At 43.5% G+C, this 23,522-nt stretch carries 24 protein-coding genes and 1 tRNA gene; 17 read left to right on the top strand and 8 right to left on the bottom strand.

Annotated features, from left to right (window positions below):
• Positions 1-178 precede the first annotated feature (178 nt).
• Positions 179-2,011: a sigma-54-dependent Fis family transcriptional regulator gene (locus OXB_RS02405; protein ID WP_041071604.1), complete on the bottom strand. Its 1,833-nt coding sequence runs from the start codon at positions 2,009-2,011 to the stop codon at positions 179-181.
• Positions 2,012-2,330: 319 nt separating this feature from the next.
• Here OXB_RS02405 and OXB_RS02400 point away from each other — a divergent pair, with 319 nt between their 5' ends.
• Complete coding sequence (locus tag OXB_RS02400) at positions 2,331-3,833, top strand: aldehyde dehydrogenase family protein (RefSeq protein WP_041071602.1); 1,503 nt, start codon at positions 2,331-2,333, stop codon at positions 3,831-3,833.
• A gap of 66 nt (positions 3,834-3,899) precedes the next feature.
• Here OXB_RS02400 and OXB_RS02395 read toward each other — a convergent pair whose 3' ends face one another.
• Complete coding sequence (locus OXB_RS02395) at positions 3,900-4,637, bottom strand: CPBP family intramembrane glutamic endopeptidase (RefSeq protein WP_041071601.1); 738 nt, start codon at positions 4,635-4,637, stop codon at positions 3,900-3,902.
• A gap of 196 nt (positions 4,638-4,833) precedes the next feature.
• Between OXB_RS02395 and groES the strand changes: the two genes are divergently transcribed.
• Both groES and groL read left to right on the top strand, forming a co-directional pair.
• Positions 4,834-5,118: a co-chaperone GroES gene (groES, locus tag OXB_RS02390; RefSeq protein WP_041071599.1), complete on the top strand. Its 285-nt coding sequence runs from the start codon at positions 4,834-4,836 to the stop codon at positions 5,116-5,118.
• 62 nt (positions 5,119-5,180) lie between these two features.
• Positions 5,181-6,809 carry a chaperonin GroEL gene (gene groL / locus OXB_RS02385; RefSeq protein WP_041071597.1) on the top strand — a complete coding sequence of 543 codons (1,629 nt, stop codon included), beginning with the start codon at positions 5,181-5,183 and terminating at the stop codon, positions 6,807-6,809.
• A gap of 219 nt (positions 6,810-7,028) precedes the next feature.
• On the opposite strand, the gene OXB_RS18320 is transcribed toward groL, so the two are convergent.
• Positions 7,029-7,271, bottom strand: a complete 243-nt coding sequence (locus tag OXB_RS18320; protein WP_084212369.1) for a tyrosine-type recombinase/integrase — start codon at positions 7,269-7,271, stop codon at positions 7,029-7,031.
• 48 nt (positions 7,272-7,319) lie between these two features.
• Here OXB_RS18320 and pdxR point away from each other — a divergent pair, with 48 nt between their 5' ends.
• Positions 7,320-8,756, top strand: coding sequence for a MocR-like pyridoxine biosynthesis transcription factor PdxR (gene pdxR / locus OXB_RS02380; protein WP_041071595.1), 1,437 nt, complete (start codon positions 7,320-7,322; stop codon positions 8,754-8,756).
• 748 nt (positions 8,757-9,504) lie between these two features.
• Here the strand turns inward: pdxR and OXB_RS02370 are convergent.
• Positions 9,505-10,107, bottom strand: a complete 603-nt coding sequence (locus OXB_RS02370; protein ID WP_144399639.1) for a hypothetical protein — start codon at positions 10,105-10,107, stop codon at positions 9,505-9,507.
• 61 nt (positions 10,108-10,168) lie between these two features.
• A tRNA-Asn gene (locus tag OXB_RS02365) sits at positions 10,169-10,240 on the bottom strand.
• A gap of 209 nt (positions 10,241-10,449) precedes the next feature.
• On the opposite strand from OXB_RS02365, the gene OXB_RS02360 reads away from it, so the two are divergent.
• Positions 10,450-10,878 carry a hypothetical protein gene (locus tag OXB_RS02360; RefSeq protein ID WP_052483839.1) on the top strand — a complete coding sequence of 143 codons (429 nt, stop codon included), beginning with the start codon at positions 10,450-10,452 and terminating at the stop codon, positions 10,876-10,878.
• Positions 10,879-10,945: 67 nt separating this feature from the next.
• Here the strand turns inward: OXB_RS02360 and OXB_RS02355 are convergent, their stop codons facing one another.
• The gene (locus OXB_RS02355; RefSeq protein WP_442852884.1) at positions 10,946-11,212 is read right to left on the bottom strand and encodes a YqhV family protein; all 267 of its coding nucleotides are present in this window, start codon (positions 11,210-11,212) and stop codon (positions 10,946-10,948) included.
• Positions 11,213-11,514: 302 nt separating this feature from the next.
• Between OXB_RS02355 and OXB_RS02350 the strand changes: the two genes are divergently transcribed.
• The 6 genes from OXB_RS02350 to OXB_RS02325 all read left to right on the top strand — a co-directional run bounded on the left by OXB_RS02350 (position 11,515) and on the right by OXB_RS02325 (position 17,628).
• The gene (locus tag OXB_RS02350) at positions 11,515-12,522 is read left to right on the top strand and encodes an iron-siderophore ABC transporter substrate-binding protein (protein ID WP_052483838.1); all 1,008 of its coding nucleotides are present in this window, start codon (positions 11,515-11,517) and stop codon (positions 12,520-12,522) included.
• Positions 12,519-13,598, top strand: coding sequence for a FecCD family ABC transporter permease (locus OXB_RS02345; RefSeq protein ID WP_231860352.1), 1,080 nt, complete (start codon positions 12,519-12,521; stop codon positions 13,596-13,598). Before OXB_RS02350 ends, OXB_RS02345 begins: the two co-directional genes overlap by 4 nt.
• A 53-nt stretch (positions 13,599-13,651) precedes the next feature.
• Positions 13,652-14,698 (top strand): FecCD family ABC transporter permease, encoded by a 1,047-nt coding sequence (locus OXB_RS02340; protein ID WP_041071587.1) that lies wholly within the window; start codon positions 13,652-13,654, stop codon positions 14,696-14,698.
• A gap of 37 nt (positions 14,699-14,735) precedes the next feature.
• On the top strand, positions 14,736-15,572 hold the full coding sequence (locus tag OXB_RS02335) for an ABC transporter ATP-binding protein (RefSeq protein WP_041071585.1): 837 nt from the start codon (positions 14,736-14,738) through the stop codon (positions 15,570-15,572).
• 319 nt (positions 15,573-15,891) lie between these two features.
• Positions 15,892-16,323 (top strand): hypothetical protein, encoded by a 432-nt coding sequence (locus OXB_RS18595; protein WP_144399638.1) that lies wholly within the window; start codon positions 15,892-15,894, stop codon positions 16,321-16,323.
• 237 nt (positions 16,324-16,560) lie between these two features.
• Positions 16,561-17,628, top strand: coding sequence for a methyltransferase domain-containing protein (locus OXB_RS02325; protein WP_041071583.1), 1,068 nt, complete (start codon positions 16,561-16,563; stop codon positions 17,626-17,628).
• A gap of 80 nt (positions 17,629-17,708) precedes the next feature.
• On the opposite strand, the gene OXB_RS02320 is transcribed toward OXB_RS02325, so the two are convergent.
• Positions 17,709-18,164: a GNAT family N-acetyltransferase gene (locus tag OXB_RS02320; RefSeq protein ID WP_041076173.1), complete on the bottom strand. Its 456-nt coding sequence runs from the start codon at positions 18,162-18,164 to the stop codon at positions 17,709-17,711.
• A gap of 339 nt (positions 18,165-18,503) precedes the next feature.
• Here OXB_RS02320 and OXB_RS02315 point away from each other — a divergent pair, with 339 nt between their 5' ends.
• Both OXB_RS02315 and OXB_RS02310 read left to right on the top strand, forming a co-directional pair.
• The gene (locus OXB_RS02315) at positions 18,504-18,899 is read left to right on the top strand and encodes a hypothetical protein (protein WP_041071581.1); all 396 of its coding nucleotides are present in this window, start codon (positions 18,504-18,506) and stop codon (positions 18,897-18,899) included.
• A gap of 14 nt (positions 18,900-18,913) precedes the next feature.
• The gene (locus OXB_RS02310; protein WP_041071575.1) at positions 18,914-19,330 is read left to right on the top strand and encodes an immunity 70 family protein; all 417 of its coding nucleotides are present in this window, start codon (positions 18,914-18,916) and stop codon (positions 19,328-19,330) included.
• An 81-nt stretch (positions 19,331-19,411) separates the two neighbouring features.
• Here the strand turns inward: OXB_RS02310 and OXB_RS19390 are convergent, their stop codons facing one another.
• Positions 19,412-19,537: a hypothetical protein gene (locus OXB_RS19390; RefSeq protein ID WP_442852883.1), complete on the bottom strand. Its 126-nt coding sequence runs from the start codon at positions 19,535-19,537 to the stop codon at positions 19,412-19,414.
• A gap of 119 nt (positions 19,538-19,656) precedes the next feature.
• Here OXB_RS19390 and queF point away from each other — a divergent pair, with 119 nt between their 5' ends.
• From queF to OXB_RS02290, 4 genes are all read left to right on the top strand, one after another.
• The gene (gene queF / locus OXB_RS02305; RefSeq protein WP_041071573.1) at positions 19,657-20,145 is read left to right on the top strand and encodes a preQ(1) synthase; all 489 of its coding nucleotides are present in this window, start codon (positions 19,657-19,659) and stop codon (positions 20,143-20,145) included.
• 245 nt (positions 20,146-20,390) lie between these two features.
• Positions 20,391-21,398: an ABC transporter substrate-binding protein gene (locus OXB_RS02300; RefSeq protein ID WP_041071571.1), complete on the top strand. Its 1,008-nt coding sequence runs from the start codon at positions 20,391-20,393 to the stop codon at positions 21,396-21,398.
• 65 nt (positions 21,399-21,463) lie between these two features.
• A complete protein-coding gene (locus tag OXB_RS02295) occupies positions 21,464-22,480 on the top strand; it encodes a FecCD family ABC transporter permease (RefSeq protein ID WP_041071569.1) in 1,017 nt (338 codons plus the stop codon).
• A complete protein-coding gene (locus tag OXB_RS02290) occupies positions 22,473-23,507 on the top strand; it encodes a FecCD family ABC transporter permease (RefSeq protein WP_041071567.1) in 1,035 nt (344 codons plus the stop codon). The genes OXB_RS02295 and OXB_RS02290 overlap by 8 nt, the downstream gene beginning before the upstream one ends.
• The last annotated feature ends 15 nt before the right edge of the window (positions 23,508-23,522 follow it).

Below are 23,522 nucleotides of genomic sequence, written 5' to 3'. Positions count from 1 at the left end.
CTCCTTTAATTTTAAATCCATTGATTCACTATTTTATACTGCAAGATTTATGCCAACACGAAAACGCTTGCAAATCGTGTTTTTCTTATATTGAAGTTGTTTCATTATGGAATGGGAATGGACAATAACGGAACATAAGAGTGAGGATTCTTGTTTGATATAATTGTGAATCTCACCTTTAAATCGGGTATTTAAGTTTTTTCAGCTTTCGATAGAGGGTGGTTCGTCCTATTCCGAGAAGACGTGCTGATTGAGAAATATTACCGTCCGTTTTTTGCATTGCTTTTAAGATGGCTTCGTTTTCCAGTTCTTCTAAAGCGGATTCTGCAGATTGATCCATTTGTGTAAAATGGGTGCGGATGTACGTTGGGAAACAATGAAAGTTAATAATGCTATTTTGCGATAAAAAGGCCGCCTCTCTTAAAGCACTGACGAGCTGGCGAACATTTCCGGGCCATGTGTAGTTTTCAATTAATTGCTGAGCGCAGTTTGAGAGTATGAGCGTGCTCACGTTCAGCTCTGATTGAATGTCTTTCAATAAACGAAAAGCATATTGCAAACGGTCGGTACGTTCCCGCAACGGCGGCAGTTCGACATGGATTCCTTGCAAGCGGTAAAACAAATCTTCACGGAAGCTGCCATCTTGAACCTTTTTCCATAGTTCGGTGTGAGTTGCGGTAATGATCCGGACATCTATTTCTTTCGGTTTTGTGCCGCCGACTCGTGTTACTTGAAAGTCTTGCAGTACCCGCAATAGTGCAATTTGTATTTCCATTGGCAGCTCGGCGATTTCGTCCAGTAATAAAGTGCCGCCATTGGCTCGCTCAAAGACTCCCGCATGACCGGATTGCTTTGCTCCTGTGAAAGCGCCCGGTTCATATCCAAACAATTCACTTTCCATTAAACTTTTTGTAATCCCTCCGCAGTTCAATGCGACAAATGGCTGCTCTGCTCTTGGGCTTGCATTATGGACCGCCTGGCTGACCATTTCTTTCCCTGTACCGCTCTCGCCTGTAATCATAATCGTATAATCGGTGGCGGCTGCTCTTTTAGCAATTTGTAGTGCGGATTGGAATGCTTTGTCTTTTCCATAAAGATCCTGGAAAGAATAGCGGGATATTTTGCTTTTTCTAATTGGCTTTTTTTCAATCTTCGAAAATGAAGTAGACCTTGGACGTGTATCGATTAAAGTGGAAGCAAAGAAACGACTGTCTTCTTGGCTTGGTTTATGAAGATGAACTACTGACTCATTTACTGTTCCTTGTAACAGTTGCTCTGAATTCATTAACAGTTCACTGATGTGCATCTCTTGAGGGGAAAGTTTCTTGAGATTTAAGAGATGAAGGGCCTCACGGTTTGCTCCGATTAGATGACCGTGTTGGTTCAAAGAAAGCAATACCTGCTTGTCCGAATTTTCTTTAGGATGCAGTGAAATAACAATTTGCGGATCCGCCTGGCAAAGGAGCATGCGGTTTTCAATTTTTCTTGCAATCGCGTCTGTGAATTGAAGTAATGACGGCTGATATAGATCTGAATAACCGCTTATATTTAACACTGCAAGTAGATTACCGCTTGGATCAAAAATAGGAGAGCCAATGCAGTAAAGCATATGGTGGGGTTCTAAATAATGGTCTTTGCCTACAACTGCAAGTGTTTTTCTTTCGATGCTGACTGTTCCTGCAGAATTTGTGCCGCGTATTTCTTCTGACCAGCAAGCTCCATTTTGCACATGTATTTTTTCAGCATCTTTCAGGAACTCTGGATCTCCAATACTTTCAATAATAATGCCCGATGGATCTGAGACGGAGACAATGGCATGTGACGGTTTCAGGAAGTGTGCTAAATGTTCAAGAGTTGGATAAATATCCTGAAGAAAATATTCCTTTCTCTGTCTATGTTGTCTCAATTCATATTCTGGAAGGATTGCGTTCTTTGCATTTGCAAAATCTACACCGTACTTTTTGCTTCGCTCCTGAGACTTCTTTATTGTGTCAGCAGATGAACAGTTCATACCTTATCTCTCCAATCCATTATAATCTATTAATATTGAATATACGAAAAACTCTATCAAATAATTAATAAGAATTCAAACGTTTCATTTTAGCGTACAAACTGTTCCGCAATGGAACATGATCCGAAGACAAAAGTGTGTTAAATGGGCAATTTCAATTGGCATGAAACTTGCAAATGAAATATCGACAGAAACTTTAAAATAATTCGGGGTGGGTGAGAACTTAGAAACCTTACTGAAAGAAAAGCTGGTGATTTGAGATCTTTTTACTTTTTTCATTGAGCCGTAACTATTTTGTGAAAAATGGAGGAGGAAAAATATGTCCAGTGTTCAAACAGTAGACGTGAGCCCAAAAGTAGCTAAGTTTTTGAGTGAAGGACCTAAAAAGCTGTTTATTGGCGGCAAGTTTATTGAATCAGCATCGGGGGAAACTTTGGATTCAGTGAATCCTTCCACCGGGGAAGTGCTCGTTTCTGTTTATGCAGCGGGTAAAGAAGACGTGGACCGTGCTGTTGAAGCGGCGGAAAAAGCTTTTCAAGGAGACTGGAAAAAAATCACCCCAAGTGAGCGGGGACGTTTAATTTGGAAACTGGCTGACTTAATGGAAGAGAATTTAGAAGAACTGGCACAATTGGAATCTCTGGACGGCGGCAAGCTGATCAGCCATGCAAGAGCCGTTGATGTCCCGTTGGCGATTGACCATTTCCGCTACTATGCAGGCTGGGCAACTAAAATAATGGGCCAGACGATTGAGAATTCAGCCGGTCAATATATGTTGACATACACAAGGAGAGAGCCAATCGGTGTTGTCGGACAAATCATCCCCTGGAACTTCCCTCTCCTGATGGCTGCCTGGAAACTTGGTGCTGCGTTAGCAACCGGAAATGTTGTTATTTTGAAAAGTGCAGAACAAACACCGCTGTCGGCTCTTTATCTCGGACAGTTAGTACAGGAAGCCGGTTTCCCTCCAGGCGTTGTGAATTTGATAACGGGGTATGGAAAAACTGCAGGGGAAGCGATTGTCCAGAACCCACGTATCCGAAAAGTCGCATTCACCGGATCAACAGCAGTCGGAAAGCGCATCATGGAGCAAGCGTCCGGCAACTTAAAACGTGTATCACTTGAACTGGGTGGTAAATCCCCGAACATTATTTTCCCGGATGCTGATTTTTCAAAAGCAATTCCCGGCGCATTAATGGGAATTTTCTTCAATCAGGGTCAAGTGTGTACTGCGGGTTCTCGTCTTTTTGTGCATAAAAAAGTGTATGACAATGTAATGGCGGACTTAACTCGCTACGCATCCAACATGAAACAGGGACCGGGTATGGATGAAACGAGTGAAATCGGCCCGCTTGTCTCTAGCCAGCAGTTTGAACGAGTCAAGAGCTACTTACAGAAGGGCCATGAAGAAGGAGCGAAATCACTGACGGGAGGTCAGCCGCTCGATCGATCTGGTTTTTTCATTCCGCCGACAGTTTTCTCGGGAGTGGATGATAATATGACGATTGCTCGGGAAGAAATATTCGGTCCTGTCATCGCAGCTATGCCGTTTGATGATGAGGAGCAGGTTGCCGATGTCATTCGTCGGGCGAATGATACGGAATATGGACTAGCAGCCGGAGTTTGGACAACAGATGTCCGAAAAGCACACCGGGTTGCGCACGAACTAGAAGCGGGAACTGTTTGGGTGAATTGCTACAACGTGTTGGATGCGTCCATTCCGTTCGGAGGATACAAACAATCAGGTTTCGGCCGTGAAATGGGATCTGAAGCGCTTGAGTTATACACACAAGTGAAATCTGTTATAGTCGATTTGAATTAATTCAACTACTTGCAAAAATAAAGCTGCCGCAGATAGCCGGATAGACCGGTCATTCTGCGGCAGTTTTTAATGTAGCCCGAATAGGATGAAGGCTTGTTTCATATCTTGTAATTGTTGAATCTTGTCGCTATTCAGCTGGACAACCGCAACGAAGCCGTTCATGAGGAAGTGAGCGATCATCGGGGCCAGCAGTCGTTTGGTCCGGTAATACAAATAGGAAAAGACAAGCCCGGGCATGAGGTACATAAGCAAGTGTTCCAACTCATTATGGACAACAGCGAAGATCAAGCCGCTCACGATTGCGGCAATCCAGAAATTCGTTTTTTGGAAGACGCCTCCGAAAATGACACGCCGGAATACAATTTCCTCCAAAAACGGTGCGAATAACACCATTGGGATGAGCATGATGGGAGAGAGTCGTGCGATCTCGGAAAGAACAGCCGTGTTTTCAGATCCCAATTCGACTCCCATGGCAGTTTCAATCGTTGCGGCAAGCATTTGCCCGCCCAGAGCGAGGAAAAAGCCTAGAAATCCCCATAGAATCGTGTTTCCAATCGAAGCTTTTTTGCCGGTGAATATTTTTAGATACTTTTTATTCGGAATGATGAATAAAAGGAAAAGAGCCGAAGCGGCTAAATTGACGGTGAACAGGGACCAGGCGACCCCGTTAAAGACAGCTTCCTGCTCGGACATGCCTGGGCGGCTTTGAAAATAGCCAATTAATAATTTTCCTAAGTAGATACTGCCAATCTGCATGGCTATATAAGTCAATACTAAGTAAATCGAGACTTTCCAGTTTTTCAATCGATCCACCCTCTCATTGTTCTAGTAAGCGCGCAATCTTTTCCGCTGACGTCAATTTTATCGGTTTCCCGCGGGATAAGCAAAGAGGAAATGTTTTCGCTTGCATTTTATTTTGAACTTCATTATCATAATAATTGTGTTAGCACTCCATTGTGATGAGTGCTAAAAAGGAAAATATTTGAGGAGGTTGTTTCACTTGTTGAAACCATTAGGTGACCGTATCGTAATCGAACTGATCGAAGCAGAAGAAAAAACGTCAAGCGGTATCGTACTTCCGGATTCCGCAAAAGAAAAACCGCAAGAGGGGAAAGTCATTGCGACAGGCACCGGTCGTGTGCTGGAGAACGGCCAACGTGTTGAGCTGGAAGTGAAAGAAGGCGACCAGATCCTCTTTTCCAAATATGCAGGAACAGAAGTGAAGTACGAAGGCAACGACTACCTCATCCTGCGTGAAAGCGATATCCTTGCAATTATCGGATAATTGAAAATGAAAATGTATGACCTATCAAATGAATAGATGAAAATTCAGGAGGGACTTACAAAATGGCGAAAGAAATCAAGTTTAATGAAGACGCACGCAGCGCAATGCTACGTGGTGTAGATACATTGGCGGACGCTGTCAAAGTGACGCTTGGACCAAAAGGGCGCAACGTCGTTCTGGAGAAAAAATTCGGTTCTCCGCTCATCACGAATGATGGCGTAACGATCGCGAAAGAAATCGAGCTAGAAGACGCGTTTGAAAACATGGGAGCGAAACTCGTTGCAGAAGTCGCTTCTAAAACAAACGAAATCGCAGGGGACGGAACGACAACTGCGACAGTTCTTGCACAGGCGATGATCCGCGAAGGGTTGAAAAACGTAACAGCTGGCGCAAATCCAGTTGGCATCCGCAAAGGGATCGAGCAAGCGGTGCTGAAAGCAGTCGAAGAACTAAAAGGCATCTCCGATGAAATTGAAAGCAAACAAGAAATCGCACAAGTTGCAGCAATCTCTTCCGGCGACGAAGAAGTCGGCGAATTGATCGCTGAAGCGATGGAGCGCGTAGGCAACGACGGCGTCATCACGATCGAAGAATCCAAAGGGTTCACGACTGAACTGGACGTAGTAGAAGGAATGCAGTTCGACCGCGGATACGCATCTGCTTACATGGCAACAGACACAGATAAAATGGAAGCGGTATTGGACAATCCGTATATCTTGATCACCGACAAGAAGATCACGAACATCCAAGAAATCCTTCCAGTACTAGAGCAAGTCGTACAACAAGGTAAACCATTGTTGATGATTGCGGAAGATGTTGAAGGTGAAGCACTTGCAACACTTGTTGTGAACAAGCTTCGCGGAACATTCAACGCAGTGGCTGTCAAAGCACCTGGCTTCGGAGATCGCCGTAAAGCAATGTTGGAAGACATCGCTGTATTGACAGGCGGACAAGTAATTACAGAAGATCTGGGCCTTGACTTGAAATCTACTGATATTTCACAGCTTGGTCATGCAGCGAAAGTTGTTGTCACAAAAGACAACACAACGATCGTCGAAGGCAGCGGAGATTCTGACCAAATCGCAGGCCGTGTGAATCAAATCCGCACACAATTGGAAGAAACAACTTCCGAATTCGATAAAGAAAAACTACAAGAGCGCCTAGCGAAATTGGCAGGCGGCGTAGCAGTCATCAAAGTTGGAGCAGCTACGGAAACAGAATTGAAAGAGCGCAAACTTCGTATCGAAGACGCATTGAACTCCACACGTGCAGCAGTGGAAGAAGGAATCGTCTCCGGTGGAGGAACAGCACTCGTCAACGTTTACAGCAAAGTGGAAACATTGCTAGAGTCCACTGAAGGCGACGTAGCAACAGGTGTACGCATCGTCCTGCGCGCTCTCGAAGAGCCAGTACGTCAAATTGCGAACAACGCAGGCCTCGAAGGTTCCATCGTTGTGGATCGCCTAAAACGCGAAGAAGTCGGCATCGGCTTCAACGCAGCAGACGGACAATGGGTGAACATGATGCAAGCAGGTATCGTCGACCCTACAAAAGTAACGCGTTCCGCACTTCAAAACGCAGCGTCCGTGGCAGCAATGCTTCTCACAACAGAAGCAGTCGTTGCAGACCTGCCTGAGAAGAATGCAGCACCTATGATGCCGGATATGGGCGGCATGGGCGGCATGATGTAATTCCGAAAAGCGGAAGCGGCTCGCTCAGCCCCGACAAGCATAAGACGATCTAAGCGAGAAGGCGCAGCATGCCTTCTTCTTAGAGTGGCTTATGACCTCGAGGGGCTAGCCGCTGTAGCTGGACAAAGAAAAACTCCAAGCCCTTGATATACCAAGGGTTAGAGCAAATTTCATCAAACCGTGGTCATTTTATTGGTCATAAGCGACAATAAAATCACTCTAAATATGGAGGTCTCTCATTAATTCACTGAATTTTTGAGAGGCCTCTTTTTCTAATCCTCTTGTTAGATGTCCGTAAATTTCGTCCGTGGTCGCTACTGAAGAATGCCCGAGCCTATGGGAGATAACTTTCATATTAACATTTGCTTCAATTAACAACGAAGCGTGTGTATGCTGGAATGAGTGTGGCGTGATGTGCTTAAATTTTGAGCGCGATAAGCTGTAAAATTTCACTATGAGCATAATACGAAATATGTTATATTGAAAAATTATAAATAAGGGTGGAGTTTAATGCAATTTATGTTAGACCGTTCAATAAAAAAGCCTATGTATAGGCAACTTGCAGAACAAATAGAGAATGGGATTATATCGGGAGATTTATCTCATGACCAGCCATTGCCATCAGAACGTGAGTTAGCAAAAAAGTTACAGATAAATCGGAGTACAGTTGTGACTGCTTATGATGAGTTAGAAGCGAGTGGATTAATTGTCAGAAAAAAAGGAAGCGGCACTTATATAAATACGGATATATGGGGACTAACTCATAAAAGAGTCCCCAATTGGGGGAGATATGTAGAGGATGGCTCATTTCTTCCGAATCTTCCGTTGGTGCAGAAACTTCGTCTTGAAACTGAGCAAGAAGGAATGATTAATCTATCAAGCGGGGAACTTGCAGCAGATTTACTACCGAACGTCCAATTCGCTAGGATTCTTAAGGATCATGCGTTTGATGAGCATTTAGGTTACGATCATCCTTTAGGCGATGCGGGATTACGGGAGACAATTTGCAAACATGTAAAAACCTATAAAAATATGGTTGTTGAGCCAAACTCCATACTGATTACATCGGGTGCTCAGCAAGCAATCCACCTAATCGTTCAATGCCTGTTAAAACCAGGTGATACAGTAGCTATTGAAGATCCATCCTACGCATTCTCTTTACCGATCTTTCAATCGTTTGGTATTAGAACGCTATTACTCCCAGTTGATCAATATGGCTTAAATCCTGATGATATTGTAGCTTTACAAAGAAAACATCGAATTCGTATGCTTTTTTTAAATCCTGATTATCAAAATCCTACTGGCACAAAAATGTCTCTGGAACGTCGAAAGAGAATATTGGAATTATCATCAAAGTACGGTATTCCCATAATAGAGGATGATCCTTATAATTTGACGTCATTCGATGGGCGCATTGGACCCACGTTAAAGTCAATGGATGATAATGAAAATGTTGTATACATTAGTTCGTTATCAAAAGTTGTTGCATCAGGATTACGCATTGGTTGGATTATTGGGCCAGAAAAAGTGATTCAGCGTTTATCAGATGGCAAACAGCAAATTGACTTTGGGCATAGTGTTTTTCCTCAATGGTTAGCGAATCAATTTCTAGATTCCCCTCAATTTGACAAACATGTTTCAACTTTAAGGATTCAACTGAGGGAGCGTAGGAATGCGTTAATTTTAGCATTGGACAGTTTAACTAAAAATGAGGTTACATATTTAGTGCCACAAGGCGGAATTCATTTATGGTGTAAAATAAATCACGAAATTGATGAATACAAGTTACTTGAAGAATCTATGAAAAAAGGTGTTTCATTTGTACCTGGAAGAATAATGGGTTCAACAAATGGATACGTTCGATTTACTTATGGAAAAGGTAACGTAGCCTCAATACAAGAAGGCATTTCAAGGTTTGTCTGCGCGCTGAGAAGTTTTGAGATATGAAGGTATTTTATTCTCGGGTGGTGTTTGAAAAAATGATTACATTTTATAGACTGCCAATGATTTTCGGTTACCTCATTTATTCCTAAGAATTGTGTCGTTGTTGTATTGTTACGTCAATAACGTAATATAAGGGACGATTATGAATAATCTCCCCCGGTCAAAGGTCTATAGGGTGAATCTAATGGATGTATCATTGAAATACGAACTTTTTCAGTGGGCTTAGACGGTTCCTGAGACTCGAAAAATATATGTGCTTCTTCACTGGTCCCGAACCGTCCTCCGTTGTTAAATAAATATAAATATAGCTATAAGAGTCAATATGACCAGGAATGGGATTGATAAAACATAAATCCACAGCAACTTGGAAAAACTTTTTCCACTACTGTAGTTATTATCCGTAGAATTAGCAACGGATATGGTCAAAATAAGTCCGATAGCTAAAACAATGACCACGAGAATCGTTGATACAATAAGGGCTACCTTCATGCCTTCCTCCTTTTTAGAAATAAATTTCTTCGTCCTATATGTTATAATTCTATAATATAAAGCATGTTCGAGAACCATCCAATTAGGGGTTATTTAAACCAACCACTTCTTATGTAGCGAGAATCTTGTCGTCGAGTGCCACAGTCACTCACACATTTATGACACAGAAAAAAAGTGTGTAATTTTTTTATTTTCTAAGGTTTACTTAATTTAACAAATGAATGTTAAAAAGTAAAAAACCACGAATTCTCGTGGCTTTCTTTCATATCTCAATAATAAACGGCACAATCATCGGTCGTTTTTTAGTCCGTGCGAATAACAGTTTTTCTACGGATTTCCGGATTGCATGCTTGAGATCATTTCTTCGATTTCGGTTCGGCCGCGCTGAATCTTTAACGATCGTAACGACCAATTCATCCAGTTCTTTATACAGTTCCTCCGCCCCGCGCTCGTAAACAAACCCGCGTGAAATTGTGTCGGGGCTTGTCAGAAGCTTTCCATCTGTTTTGCTCATTGTTAGGATGATGAGCAGCATTCCCTCTTCCGACAGCAGTTTGCGGTCGCGTAAGATCATTTTACCGACTTCTCCAACGCCGCCGAGACCATCGACGAAGACATGGCCGGCTTGCACGTTTCTTGTTTGGCGCGCTGTGGACTGCTCGATATCGACGACATCTCCATTGTTGATGATGAAAATATCTTCTCCTTCCACTCCGACAGATTCCGCCAATGCCCGATGCTGTTGAAATTTCGAACCGGAGTCGATGACCAGTAGATCGTCCCCATATTCCAGCACATACATATTCTTTCCAATCTCATTAATGCCGCCCAATGCGAAAACAGATAATGTTTTGGCTGTATTCAACGTAATGCCCTCCCATTCTTCCATTGCAGAAAAAAGCCCCTTCAAAGAAGAGGCCTTTAGACTCCGAAAGTAGGACTCGAACCTACGACCAATCGGTTAACAGCCGATTGCTCTACCACTGAGCTATTTCGGAATGAAATGATACTGACCTTATCGTGCCCGAAAAAGCTAAAAATATTCACTTAGATTCTCTAATACGCGAAGTATCTGTGCAGGACAAAGACATAGTCCCAAATTTCATTTGTTGCAGACAGAATGGTTTTCATTGAGAATAGGATATTGAATACATAACAATTGATGGCAACTGCTTACCATCGTTATTCAATGGGAGGTGAACGGGTAATGGGAATCAGGATGCTAATCGGTTTTACGCTCGTGGTTATTATTTTTCTAAATTTTGTTTATCAAACGATCCGGTTGTTCAGAGGTTTGAGTCGTCAAATGTATGATAAAGACACAGTTCAGCGGTTTCAATGCAGCAAGTGCGATGAAATTCATTCATTGACAGGCCCAGAATTAAAGAAACTTCGCTGGGCGCCGCGGATTCAAAAAAGGACACCCCGCAGTCAAAGTACGGCGATTGTTTTCCAATGCCCGCATTGCCATAAACGTGCGTCGCAAACCGTGCTTTATGATACGAATGTGACGAGAGGGGCGGGGATGGTGCGTGTCCAGATGAATGAAGAACAAAAGCCGCTTATTTTACAATTTTTGATCAGAGGTCTGCTGCCATTTTTCTTACTAAGCATGTTCTCCCGTTTTTTCTTTTGAATGAATGTCAGTTGACATGAAAAGGTAGAGGCCCCCATGGAACTCTGTCTGCTCTTGAATACTCGTCCTATTCAGATTTCAAACTGATAAGAATAAGGGTGATCCCGGCAAACAAACAAATCATCCGGGTTAATGAAATCTTTTCAGTCAGGCCGAATAATGCGATTCCCGTTGTAATGATTAACACACAAGGGCCGACTAGTGCCAATAACGTATTGATGTAAAAAGCTTTTTCTAAGTCATTGAACTTATACATCAACATGGCGGCTGTAATATCCACACTTCCCGAAAATATCCGTAACAAGATCATCAGAAGCAGAGATGTTTCAATCAATCACAGAGCCCCTTCCGCTAGATATGAAACCTATCATAGTGTATGTGGGCTGTTTTACTTTCATTAAAGAACATTTGGGGGACCTGGTTGAGGGAATAGGGAAATGTATTGTAGTGAATCGAAGGGGGAGGTAACAGCGGGGCTATTATCCAATTAGCTACCCTGTCACCTTTTGATTTCCACAATTTAAAGTTCTATGAGTAGTTGACAAAGTGAATGGAATTCCTAATAATAAAGGATGATAATGATTATCATTATCTATAAAAGTATTTTGTGAGAGGCATTGAGAGGAGATTACATCAATGAAGAAAAGGTCAAACCTATCTAGGCTATTATGCTTTCTAATGGTTATTATTGCAGCAATTGGATTAGTTGGATGTGGTTCCAAAGCGAAAGAAGAACCTGAGAATAAATCAGATAAAACTGCAGATACCACTGCGAGTGCAACAGTAGAAACGAAATTCGGCAATATAGAGATTACAGACAAGCCTAAACGTATTGTCGCCCTTGGCTGGGGAGATGCAGAAACTGCTTTAGCTCTTGGAGTGGAACCTGTCGGCGCCAGTGACTGGCTTGCTTACGGCGGCGAAGGTGTCGGCCCTTGGTTAGAAGGAGCCTATCAGACTGCTCCCACCATTCTTGGAACGATGGAGCTCGATTATGAGCAGATTGCGGCACTTGAGCCAGACCTGATCCTCGATGTTAGATCTTCCGGAGATCAAGAACGGTATAATCGCCTTGCAGAAATTGCTCCAACCATCGGTGTTCCTGAAGGGGGAGACAGCTATTTGACCTCTTATCAACAACAGGTTCAAATGATCGCAAAAGCTCTAGGCAAGGAAGCCGAGGGAGAGCAGCTATTGCAGGATATTGACGCCGCTTTTGAAAAAGCGAGAGCGGATTATCCGCAGTTTGCCGGCAAAACGGTAGCAGTAGGTGCATACACATCTGAAGGTTGGGGAGCATATGTGAATGGTGATGCACGTGTTGACTTTATGACTGAACTTGGATTTACAAATAAAGAGGAAATTGAAAAACAAGCAAACGGTGCTTTCTATATTAAAGTGGCAGACGAGCAATTGGAACTTCTAGATGCTGATTTGACAGTTGTTTTGCCGATTTGGGTAGATACAAAAGAAGTGACAGGGAATGCGCTTTATCAAAAAATTCCTTCCGTTGCAGAGGGGAGATCTCTCATCATTGAAGGCGATTATGCAAATGCCTTTTCGTCAGGTACAGCACCATCTTTATTATGGGCGATTGAACAATTGCCAACTATGCTTGATAAGGCTTTAAAAGGCGGGGAGTGAAAGCGGTGAAAGCGAGCACGCAGCCAAGTGGCGGACCGAAAAATACAGTTGAAAAGAAGGGGAAGCCGGTTGCTGCTTTACGGTTGCGACGAATTATCGGATTGGTCTTCGCTCTGCTCCTTTTAGCAGTCGTTGTCTTTCTAAGCCTCATGATTGGAGCGAAGCCACTTCCTTTTGAAGTCGTTTGGAACGCTCTGTTCTCCTCCACCAATAGTTACGACTATACAATCATTCATGAATCCCGGATACCACGGACTATCATTGCCCTTGCAGCTGGACCGGCTTTTGGCCTGGCTGGGGCGGTAATCCAAGCTTTAACACGCAATCCATTGGCTGACCCAGGCATTCTCGGTGTGAATGCGGGGGCAGCCTTTGCTGTTGCATTGGCAGTAGGGGTTTTTTCGATTACCTCTATATCCAGCTATATTTGGTTTGCACTCGTTGGGGCTTTCATAGCAACCGTTGCCATCTATTTAATCAGCGGCGGCGCAGGCAGGAAATCGCCTACTCCCGCACAAATTACCCTAGCTGGCGTGGCGATGGCTGCGGCATTGGACGGAATTACTACTGCGTTATCATTGGCGAATAGCCGGGCGTTTGCGGGGATGCTAAACTGGAGAGTTGGTTCGTTGGCAAGAAAAAGTCTGGAGGATCTTTGGCCGATCACGCCCTTTCTTGCAGTGGGTATTTTAGTAGCTTTGGCGATTGCTCCAGCTTTAAATGCGATGGCCTATGGCGATGATCGAGCCGCGTCACTCGGGGTGAATGTGAAGATGATTCGAATCTTCGGTCTTGTTTCCATTACTTTATTAGCAGGTGGGGCAACGGCAATCGCGGGTCCTATCATTTTTATTGGTTTAATGGTTCCCCATGCGGTGCGCTGGTTTATTGGTCCTGACCAACCATGGATTTTTATCTATTCCTTGATCGTTGCGCCGTTGATTTTACTTCTATCTGATATTATTGGAAGGATTGTTTTGTCTTCAGGAGAGGTTCCCGTCGGTATTATCACTGGATTCGTCGGTGCCCCGGTTTTGCTTATCTTGGTGAGGAGAAGAAAAGTGAGCAGTTTATGAGAAGGGGGCAGGGGCGGTGATAATAAGGACTGTCGATAGAAGGAGTGACTTTTATGGGACGTATTGATTTTGGAAGGAAATATTGGTTGGTCAAAGGCCCGATGAAGTTGCGCGTAGATGTCAGAAGTATGGCCATTACTGCAGTTCTCCTTACGGCTATTATTGGCCTTTCTATTTTTTCTCTTATGGTTGGAACTATTACATTAAGCGTGTCAGAGGTGTTTTCCGCGCTATTTGGAGACTTGACGGGTTTTAAACGGACTGTTGTTATCAATTGGCGGCTACCTCGGGTCGTAGCTGCTATTGTTTTTGGCGCTGGCCTGGCAATAAGCGGTTCTATTTTCCAATCGATCACCCGGAACCCTTTAGGCTCACCTGACATTCTTGGTTTTACTTCCGGTTCCTATACAGGAGCATTGGTCGTAATGCTCGTATTTAAGTCGATGTCCTTTGTCAATATCGCAACCGGGGCACTGATTGGAGGGTTTGTAACAGCTTTCGTCATTTATCTATTTGCATTTCGCAAAGGGACGCAGGGCTTTCGAATCATTATTGTCGGTATCGCCATTTCGACTTTATTAGGCAGCGTCAATTCTATGTTGCTGCTGCAAAGTCAAGCTGAAGTCGCATTGACAGCAGGTGCTTGGGGAGTAGGGTCTTTGAATGGAATCGATTGGGACCATGAGATTCCAGCAATCTTATTTATTGCTGTTTTGATTATCTTGGCAGCGATCATGAATCGGCCTCTCCGTGAAATGGAATTGGGCCGGGATGCAGCCAAGTCCCACGGTGTCCATTTTGAACGGACCCAATTGGCAGTGATTTTGATCGGGGTAGCTTTAACAGCAACTGCGACAGCCATCATGGGACCGGTGACGTTTGTTGCATTAGTTGCTCCACAAATTGCACTGCGTCTTGCAAATACGGCTGAAAGCTTAGCTCCAACGGCCGTTGTCGGTGCATTTGTATTATTAAGCGCTGATATTCTGGCACAGCGGATGATTCCCGGAATGATTTTGCCTGTAGGCGTGCTGACTTTATCGTTGGGTGGTATGTACTTAGTGTGGTTATTGTTCCGTCAAGCACGTTCCATCGTGTGAATTGATCTTATATTCTTGAAAGAGGTTGTAATTGCTTATGGGTAGACCAAAAACAGATAGACAAGGACAGACGACTTTACATGTGCATTCGCGTCTTGGAGTTGAAAATATCACCGCTCAATACGATCAAAGAGTGATCTTCGAAAAACTCTCAATTGAAATACCGGACAAATCCTTTACAGTCATTATCGGACCGAATGCGTGTGGAAAATCCACCCTGTTACGTACCCTTTCCAATCTGATCAAACCTTCAGCTGGTCATGTACTTTTGGATGGTAAAGAGATAAGTTCATATAAATCAAAAGAGGTAGCAAAAAAGCTTGGGCTATTGCCGCAATCATCCATTGCTCCTGATGGAATCACTGTTGCGAATTTAGTGGCACATGGACGTTATCCCTATCAAAATCTTATTCAGCAATGGACGGAGGCAGATGAACACGCCGTATTAACAGCGATGGAGCTGACCAATACATTAGATATTGCCAATCGCTATGTCGATGAGCTTTCCGGAGGGCAGCGACAGCGAGTCTGGGTGGCGATGGTGCTTGCCCAGCAAACGCCATTGCTTTTGCTGGACGAGCCGACCACTTACTTGGATATCTCCCACCAAATTGAACTGCTCGAATTATTTACAGATCTTAACGAACAGGGAAATACGTTAGTAGCTGTGCTTCATGATTTAAATCATGCTGCACGCTATGCCACTCATCTGATTGCTATGAAAGCGGGCAAGGTGATTGCTCAAGGCAACCCATCCGACATTGTTACGGAAGAACTTGTCGAGGAAGTGTTCGGACTGAAATGCAAAGTCATTCAAGATCCGATAACCGATACGCCGCTAATTGTCCCCCTTGGCCGTGACCGCTCCAAGTAGTCGGAAAGAATTCTTGAGTTGCCCAATCCCACTTAACCAACAGGGCAGTACTATTTCCTCTTTTCCCAATAACGTTCCGTCATACATGAAATAAAGGAATCAGCTGATACCTTTATTTCATGTACTCTCCGCAAATATGTTAACCCGTAATAATTCTTATCAACCTATCTTTCAACTCTAATTTACTTGACTCTAATAGTCCAGGTTGAAAAAAGTCAACATACGTATACATGGAAGTAAGGAGAATACACCTATAGTTTTTCAAGTCGCATCGTAATAAGAGACTTTGAAACAGTAAAATTTTTCTGATGGGATAGGGGTGGATGCTGTGCTGAATAGGTGCTGCGGACTGCGTATAGGAATCCTCTTTTTATTAGCGCTTATTATAAGCGGGTGTCAAACGACTGCATCTAAAGATAAGAATCTTGTTGAACACGAAAATTCAACAGAAAGCTTCGTACAACCTGCTGCAAGAGAAAGCAAACAACAGGAAGCGGTCTCGAATGTGAAGTCGGATGATCAATCACCCTTGGATAGCGAGGAAGAAAAGCAAATCCATTTGCCCGAGGATTTTCCATTGCCGGAAGACAGTAAAATTACGACCTCCACTTTAGGAATGGACGGTGGCAAAAAAAAAGCACTTCTAATCTTTGAAACAGAGAAAAGTATGGATGAAGTAACAAAAATGTATACTGATTATTTTGATGAATTATCGGAAGAAACGCAAATTATTGATGAAAAAATGTTATAATTCAAGGAATAGATCAAGATAGAAACTCTGATTGGTCAATGATTGGAGGACTATTGTCTAATCGTGATGGCGTGATTGAGCTTCAAGTGACATGGACTGAACTGTAATGTGTTTATGGAAAGAATAAGCCGGACTTTTTAGGATGGCCATATACTTTCCCCGCTAAGCATGCAGTCCTCAATGGGATTGCAAGTTTTTTTATATGAAAAATGATAGCAATCTAAAGGAGGACTTTGAATGTCGGTAACCAATTGCCAAGTGTGTGGATTTATCTACAGTGAATGGTTTGGGGATACGAGAAATGGAGTGCCTAAAGGGACATCCTTACACGAACTGGCTGGCAGCTTGTGCAACCGCTGCGGGATGCAGGGGGAGAGGCACGTGAAAGAGTTGAGCGCCATCTATGAAAGCATGGAAGCGGATTATTATGATCAATTTGCAGGGAAGTCTGGGATTTCTTTTTATGGTGATTTACTGGAGCGTGACGAATCGGCTCAACATGTGCTGGAGGTTGGGGTGGGCACAGGACGCATCGCAATCGAAATCAGCCGAAGGGGCATCCCGGTGACAGGTATTGATAATAGCGGCGACATGTTAAAGTTTGCGAAGAAAAAAGCGAAGGCCTTGTTCAGAAATCGCCCTTCTTTACTTGAGGTCGTTGAAATGGATGCTCTGCAGCTGGAGCTCCCCAAAACCTTTTCACATATTCTCTTGCCTGACGGATTCCTCCAGCATTTTACAGCAATGAGCGAACAAGTTGGGCTACTTCAGAAAGTACATAGCCATTTGAAAAAAGATGGGATTTTGGCGGTTGACATTATCTTGCCGCCAGTGAGCCGGGAATGGACTTTCAGCCATCGGAAGAAATTGATGAATCGCCAAGAAATCTCTTTGGATATCCGGGGAGGGACTTCTTTGACCCGGCAAGTCTACTACTATGAAGCGACATTTGAAAAATTCGTCAACCGGAACAGCGAGGGCAGGTATCGCGTGGATCGCGAGATGAGTCTCATGCTTCCAAAAGAAGCTGGGCTTTTATTAGAGAGCCAAGGCTTTACTGTGTTGGAGATGGTGAACAACTATCAATTGTATAAGCCTCAAGGTTGGACTACGTCTTACTTAGAAAACTGCGTTGTTACTCCTTCCTTAACGAAAGAGGATAGTTTGCAAGAAACAATCCAGGATGGACTCCAACCGTTTCAAGAAAACGTTTGGCAGAATGGAGGATATCCATTGGGTGGAGTCATCCAAGAGCAGCATGCGGGCGATGTCGAATATTGGACAATCATTGCGAGAAAAGCATGACGCGCTTGCTAGTCATGCCTTCCATTGCAAAAACTCCGGCTCTAACCGGAACCTCCTGATACATAAAGAGGCATCCCACTTTACTCAACCTCTTCAAGCTTTGTAATTAATTCCTTCTGCATTAAAATATGCGGGATTCCAGCTTCCATAAATACAGTAGATGAAGTAAGATAGCCCAGTTTATGATAAAAGCCCTCGGCCTGCGTCTGCCCATGTAATTTAACGCGGGCCAATCCCTTTTGTGCTGCGATTTTTTCCAAAGCTTCAATAATTCCTTTTCCAAGCCCGAATTTACGATAATGCTCTAAAATGCAAATCCTTTCTAGTTTTCCAAAGTCATCCGTCACTCGTAATCTTCCCGTTCCAACGGCTTTTCCATCATAATAGACTAATATGTGTTCACATGGTCCATTCAATGTATCAAAACTGTCAAATTCCTCTTCTAACGGAACGCCCTGTTCGTGAACAAATACTTCTTTCCTGATTGCAAAGGCTTTTTGTAAATTCTCTTCAGTTGTAATTACTTTTGATTGCATCATTCTTCAGTCCTTTTTGGAATTAATTTTAGACAATCGATAATGAATGTTCTACATTTCTAAGTATATATATCTTTTTTATTGCATGTGCAAAATTTTAGGGAGTTCCTTATGAAGAAAAAGGAAAATATCCCACCGAGAAGGAAAGAATAATCGTATCAAAAAAACTTCTGACAAGTGTATGGGGCTTACTGCTGAGGGCCAGATTGTTAGCAGAGTACCATGCGTCCAAATCGCAAAGGAGACAAACACAGTTTGAAAATCATGGTTACGAGTATATTTGTACAAGATACGTAAAGCCCTCCCATTCTCCAATTGCAGAAAGGGGCTGTCCAGAAAGTGGATTTTCCGGTTAAACACGCAAAAAGCAAGGGCTCTGGTCGCTTTCCGCGGGAGAAGGATTTCCCTGACTATAATGCTCAAAAGTCCTTCAAAGATGGCATAGAAGTGCCTTATGGAGAAAAAGGCAGTTCCAGACCGGATTTGTATCAGACTGGCCATAGTATCGAGGTGAAAAATTATAAAATTACTACGTCAAGTGGACGGAGCAGTCTGGTTAATAACGTGTCAAAGCAAGTAGAAAAGAGAATCAGTGATTTGCCCGTCGGGACAAAACAGTCCGTGATAATTGATATTAGAGGACAAGATGTATCGGATGAAATCCTTGAAGGGTTGTATGAAAAAATCATGAATAAAACCAACGGCAACGTAGATATAAGATTTAAAACAAATTGAACGAGGTGAGAAGAATGGCTGTGGGATTTAAGGTAAAATTTTACTGGTATCAAGTGGGGCATGGCGATTTCTTACACTCTTTTTTCTCTACAATAAGCTATCATTTAGAACAAAATGGATGGGGAACTGAATATCCTTTCTTATTAAATGAACTCTATAACGGGAAACTTGAGAATAAGAATATTGAAAGCGCAATAAACGAATTAGAGGAAATCAGAAAGAAATTACAAGAATTTAGCCCGTCACAAGTAATATGGGATATTGAAGACTTATCTAAACAACCGCCTTGGGGAGATAATATTAGCAATGATATCACAAACTTATCCAATTATTTTGTAACAAGTGATGGTGAGGACTTAATAGATATTTTAATGAAAGCATTGGAAAAAGGACAAAAAACTAATTCAGATATTTATATTGAGAGCATATAAATGAAGCCATTCCCCCTCCCTCTACGCCTAAAAACGCCGGTTCTTATGACTAGGACCGGCATTTTCTTGCTGCTTCCAATATCAATCGTCCGGGACGGGGGATTCATCGAGCTCTTCTGTCATCCTGAATAAATAGTACGCCGAAATCCAAGAGGTGATCGGGATGACGAGAGCGATACCTGTGCCGGCACAAAGGATCAGCATCATTTCGGAACTGAACACTTTTGAATTGACAATGTCCCCAATGGATGAGCCGAATATAACGGAACTTGAACATCCCACAGTACAAACAGCGCGATAAAAATAGTTGGGGAGGGCATCAGGAAATGAAACAGAGCGACACGAAAGACCTGACGTTATTGGGAAATCAAAATACCAAATATGAATACGAGTACAATCCCGATGTGTTGGAGACATTTGAGAATCAGCACCAGGAAAATAACTATTTTGTAAAGTTCAACGTACCTGAATTTACAAGTTTATGTCCAATGACAGGACAGCCGGATTTCGCTTCGATTTACATTTCGTACATTCCGGAAGTGCGGATGGTGGAAAGCAAATCATTGAAGTTATATTTGTTCAGTTTCAGAAATCATAGGGCTTATCATGAGGATTGTGTAAATATCGCTATGAAGGATCTCATCGAACTGATGGATCCGAGGTATATCGAAGTATGGGCGAAGTTCACTCCGCGTGGCGGCATATCCATCAATCCATATTGCAATTACGGGAAACCGGGAACGAAGTTTGAAGAGATGGCGATGAACAGGATGATGCAGCATGATATGTATCCGGAAAACATCGATAACCGCTGAGCCTCCTATTCAAATTATCGGGAGGCTTGTTCCAAATGCTGTTCCTATCTTCCCGTTAGAATAGAAAGATCCGGCCCCTTGCCTAGCACAACTGGTAAGGATCGCCGGATTTTTTATTTGGAAATAAAAAAAGAGTGGATTTTCCATTGGGACGTGGTTATAATCCTAACTAGGAACTCGTATTTGATAATGATTTTCATTATCGTTAAGGGTGAACAGAATAATAATGTGTAGGGGAGAAGAGAATGAGTCTATTGTCGAGTGTAATTCAGAAGAGGTCGATATTTTTATTCGTCATGGCTGCGGTGCTTACAGTCTTTGCAGCCGGCTGCGGGAATAAAGAGGCAGAAAAAGGAAATGCCGGGGAGGAAAAGGTTTCGTCCGATTCAGCAAGTGAAGAAAGCCGTACCATCACGCATGCTTTGGGAACGACGGAGATAAAAGGGACTCCTAAACGGATAGTGACTTTGTATCAAGGGGCAAATGACGCGGCTGTGGCGCTTGGTGTCAAACCGGTCGGAATTGTAGAGTCATGGGCAGAACAGCCGGTCTACAACTATTTGAAAGAGGATTTGGATGGGGTTCAAATTGTCGGGCAGGAAACACAGCCTAATTTAGAGGAAATCGCGAAATTGAAACCGGATTTGATCATCGCCTCCAAGATTCGCCATGAGGAAGTATATGAGCAATTATCGGCAATTGCGCCTACCGTAGCACATGAAACGGTATTTGCCTTTGATGAAACTGTTGAACTGATGGGGCAAGCGTTAGGCCAAGAAGAAAAAGCGAATGAAATTATGGATAGCTGGAACGAGCGGGTAGCGGATTTCCAAGTGAAGATTAAGGAGAAAATGGGTGATCAGTGGCCGCAACATGTTTCTGTTTTGAATTTCAGAGCAGACCATGCCCGGATTTATGTGACTGGATTTGCAGGGTCTATTTTATCGGAACTTGGATTTGAAGGTCCAAAAAACTTGCAAGATAAGAGTCAAGATATTCTGAAGCTGACGGACAAAGAAAGCATTGCTGAAATGAACGCAGATACGTTTTATATCTTTATGGATTCGAGCGATCCGGCTGTTGTGAAGAATTATGAAGAGTGGACCAACCATCCGTTATGGAAAAACCTCGATGCTGTAAAGGCGAATCGGGTTTATGAGGTTGATGAAATTGTTTGGAATCTTGGCGGCGGCATCCTCGCGGCCAACCTAATGCTGGACGATATTTATGATCGTTTTGGTCTAGAAAAATAAGAAAGGGGGAGGGGGCTCGCCCTCCTCTTTCGTTGTTCATTTATTGCAGAGAAAGCAGGTGTCTTATGAGAAGTTTCCATTCTCGTACGCCTTTTAAAATTTTTGTTTTAGCTCTAAGTTTTGTCGTTGTCTGTCTTTCGTTTTTTTTAAGTATCGCTCTCGGACAAACTTCCATCTCCATACAGACAACCGTGGAAGCGTTATTGAGATTCGATGAAACGAATACGGAGCATATAATCGTGACGACATCCAGATTGACAAGGGCTGTCGTTGCCGCCTTGATAGGTGCCAATCTTGCAGTCGGGGGGGCACTCATGCAGGCAATGACAAGAAATCCATTAGCTGCACCCGATATTCTCGGCGTCAATGCTGGGGCGTTATTCTTTATTGTGCTTTCAGCCACTTTCTTTTCAGTCGATTCCTTACAGATGTATATGTGGGTTGCCTTTTTAGGGGCTGCCTTTGCCGGCATTTGCGTGTATTTCCTCGGATCATTGGGAAATGACGGGCTGTCTCCCATTAAAATTGTTTTAGCGGGAGCGGCTATTTCCGCACTCTTCATCTCCTTTACACAAGGGTTGCTCGTCATCGATGAGCAAAAAATTCAAAGTGTATTGTTTTGGCTAGCTGGTTCAGTTGCCGGCAGAAGTATGGATATGTTATTGCCTGTATTGCCGTATATGCTTGGTGCATTAGTGTTTGCACTTTTTTTAGGAAAACCGGTTACCATTCTGATGTCTGGAGAGGATATTGCCAAAAGCTTAGGCCAGCGTACGGCTCTCCTCAAAGTAACGATCGGGGTGATTGTTATTATTTTAGCGGGAAACTCTGTCGCCGTGGCTGGCTCCATCGGTTTTATCGGATTAATCGTTCCTCATGTGGTAAAGGGGCTTGTCGGCCCCGATTATCGATGGGTGATTCCTTTGAGTGCACTATTAGGTGCCAGCTTGCTTCTGTTAGCCGATGTGGCTGCTCGGTTTGTCATCGAACCACAGGAAATGCCCATTGGTGTCATGACTGCATTTATCGGGACACCATTTTTTATCTACATTGCCCGGAGAGGGTTGGTGAAAAGTGGGTAAATACATTTCGTTGAAAAATAAATCGGAAGCCGTTTCCTTTCAAATTCAAACGAAAACGATGGCGGTTTTGCTGATTCTCAGCTGTTTATCCATCATCCTTTTCGTATTCAGCCTTTCTATGGGGAGTAGCTTTATAAGCCCGTGGGCAGTTCTTCAGGCGCTAACCGGCGCAGGAGAACAAGATTTCATCCTTCATCAATTAAGGCTTCCGAGAGTGTTGCTGGCATTCATGGTAGGTGCAGCACTCGGTGTTGCAGGTGCTATTTTGCAAGCGGTTGTTCGAAACCCGCTCGCTTCTCCGGACATCATTGGGATAACGGCAGGAGCCTCCGCGGGTGCTATCCTCTTTTTTGTTTTTTTAATGGGGAGCGTCAGTGCCGGCTTGCTTCCATTTGCAGCTATTATAGGAGCCGCCATCGTTGCGGGTGTTATCTATTTGCTCGCTTGGAATAATGGCGTCACCCCGATTCGGCTAGTCTTGATCGGAATTGGTGTGGCGGCTGCGATGAAAGCAGTTGTCATGATGATGCTTGTTTTAAGCGATACCGCAGTAACGACGAAAGCGTATCTTTGGCTGACCGGAAGTTTGTATGGATCCAACTGGAGTCATGTGTATGCCATGCTTCCATGGATAATAGTATTCATTCCCCTGACAGGGATTCTTGCTCGGTCCGTTAATGCTAAGGAATTAGGGGATGATGTTGCAGTCGGGCTTGGGGTGAATGTTCAATCGAGACGTTTTACACTCTTGTTCGTAAGTGTGGCTCTAGCTGGCTCCGCTGCTGCATTTGCCGGGGGCATCGAGTTTGTTGGATTGATAGCACCGCATATCGGGCGGATGCTGATTGGGCGATCGTTTGCAGCGTTAATACCCGTGTCGGCGCTGCTTGGCGGAATGATTGTCGTGCTGGCGGATCTTGTAGCCAGAACTGCTTTTTTACCGCTGGATATCCCAGCGGGTGTATTTACAGCATGTATAGGAGCACCGTTTTTTATTTATTTGTTGTTCCGCAATCGAAGTATGTAATCGGTTAGAAAGGAG

The organism is Bacillus sp. OxB-1, assembly GCF_000829195.1.
In the GTDB taxonomy this organism is placed as follows: Bacteria; Bacillota; Bacilli; order Bacillales_A; family Planococcaceae; genus Sporosarcina.
The sequence above is the reverse complement of the archived record's forward strand: the minus strand, read 5'-3'. Positions and strand labels throughout refer to the sequence as shown.

Coding starts and splice junctions, on each gene's coding strand:
- OXB_RS02405 (WP_041071604.1), bottom strand. CDS start 2,011: ATGAACTGTTCATCTGCTGACACAATAAAGAAGTCTCAGGAGCGAAGC.
- OXB_RS02400 (WP_041071602.1), top strand. CDS start 2,331: ATGTCCAGTGTTCAAACAGTAGACGTGAGCCCAAAAGTAGCTAAGTTT.
- groL (WP_041071597.1), top strand. CDS start 5,181: ATGGCGAAAGAAATCAAGTTTAATGAAGACGCACGCAGCGCAATGCTA.
- OXB_RS18320 (WP_084212369.1), bottom strand. CDS start 7,271: ATGCTCATAGTGAAATTTTACAGCTTATCGCGCTCAAAATTTAAGCAC.
- pdxR (WP_041071595.1), top strand. CDS start 7,320: ATGCAATTTATGTTAGACCGTTCAATAAAAAAGCCTATGTATAGGCAA.
- OXB_RS02360 (WP_052483839.1), top strand. CDS start 10,450: ATGGGAATCAGGATGCTAATCGGTTTTACGCTCGTGGTTATTATTTTT.
- OXB_RS02350 (WP_052483838.1), top strand. CDS start 11,515: ATGAAGAAAAGGTCAAACCTATCTAGGCTATTATGCTTTCTAATGGTT.
- OXB_RS02340 (WP_041071587.1), top strand. CDS start 13,652: ATGGGACGTATTGATTTTGGAAGGAAATATTGGTTGGTCAAAGGCCCG.
- OXB_RS02335 (WP_041071585.1), top strand. CDS start 14,736: ATGGGTAGACCAAAAACAGATAGACAAGGACAGACGACTTTACATGTG.
- OXB_RS02325 (WP_041071583.1), top strand. CDS start 16,561: ATGTCGGTAACCAATTGCCAAGTGTGTGGATTTATCTACAGTGAATGG.
- OXB_RS02320 (WP_041076173.1), bottom strand. CDS start 18,164: ATGCAATCAAAAGTAATTACAACTGAAGAGAATTTACAAAAAGCCTTT.
- OXB_RS02310 (WP_041071575.1), top strand. CDS start 18,914: ATGGCTGTGGGATTTAAGGTAAAATTTTACTGGTATCAAGTGGGGCAT.
- OXB_RS19390 (WP_442852883.1), bottom strand. CDS start 19,537: ATGATGCTGATCCTTTGTGCCGGCACAGGTATCGCTCTCGTCATCCCG.
- queF (WP_041071573.1), top strand. CDS start 19,657: ATGAAACAGAGCGACACGAAAGACCTGACGTTATTGGGAAATCAAAAT.
- OXB_RS02300 (WP_041071571.1), top strand. CDS start 20,391: ATGAGTCTATTGTCGAGTGTAATTCAGAAGAGGTCGATATTTTTATTC.
- OXB_RS02295 (WP_041071569.1), top strand. CDS start 21,464: ATGAGAAGTTTCCATTCTCGTACGCCTTTTAAAATTTTTGTTTTAGCT.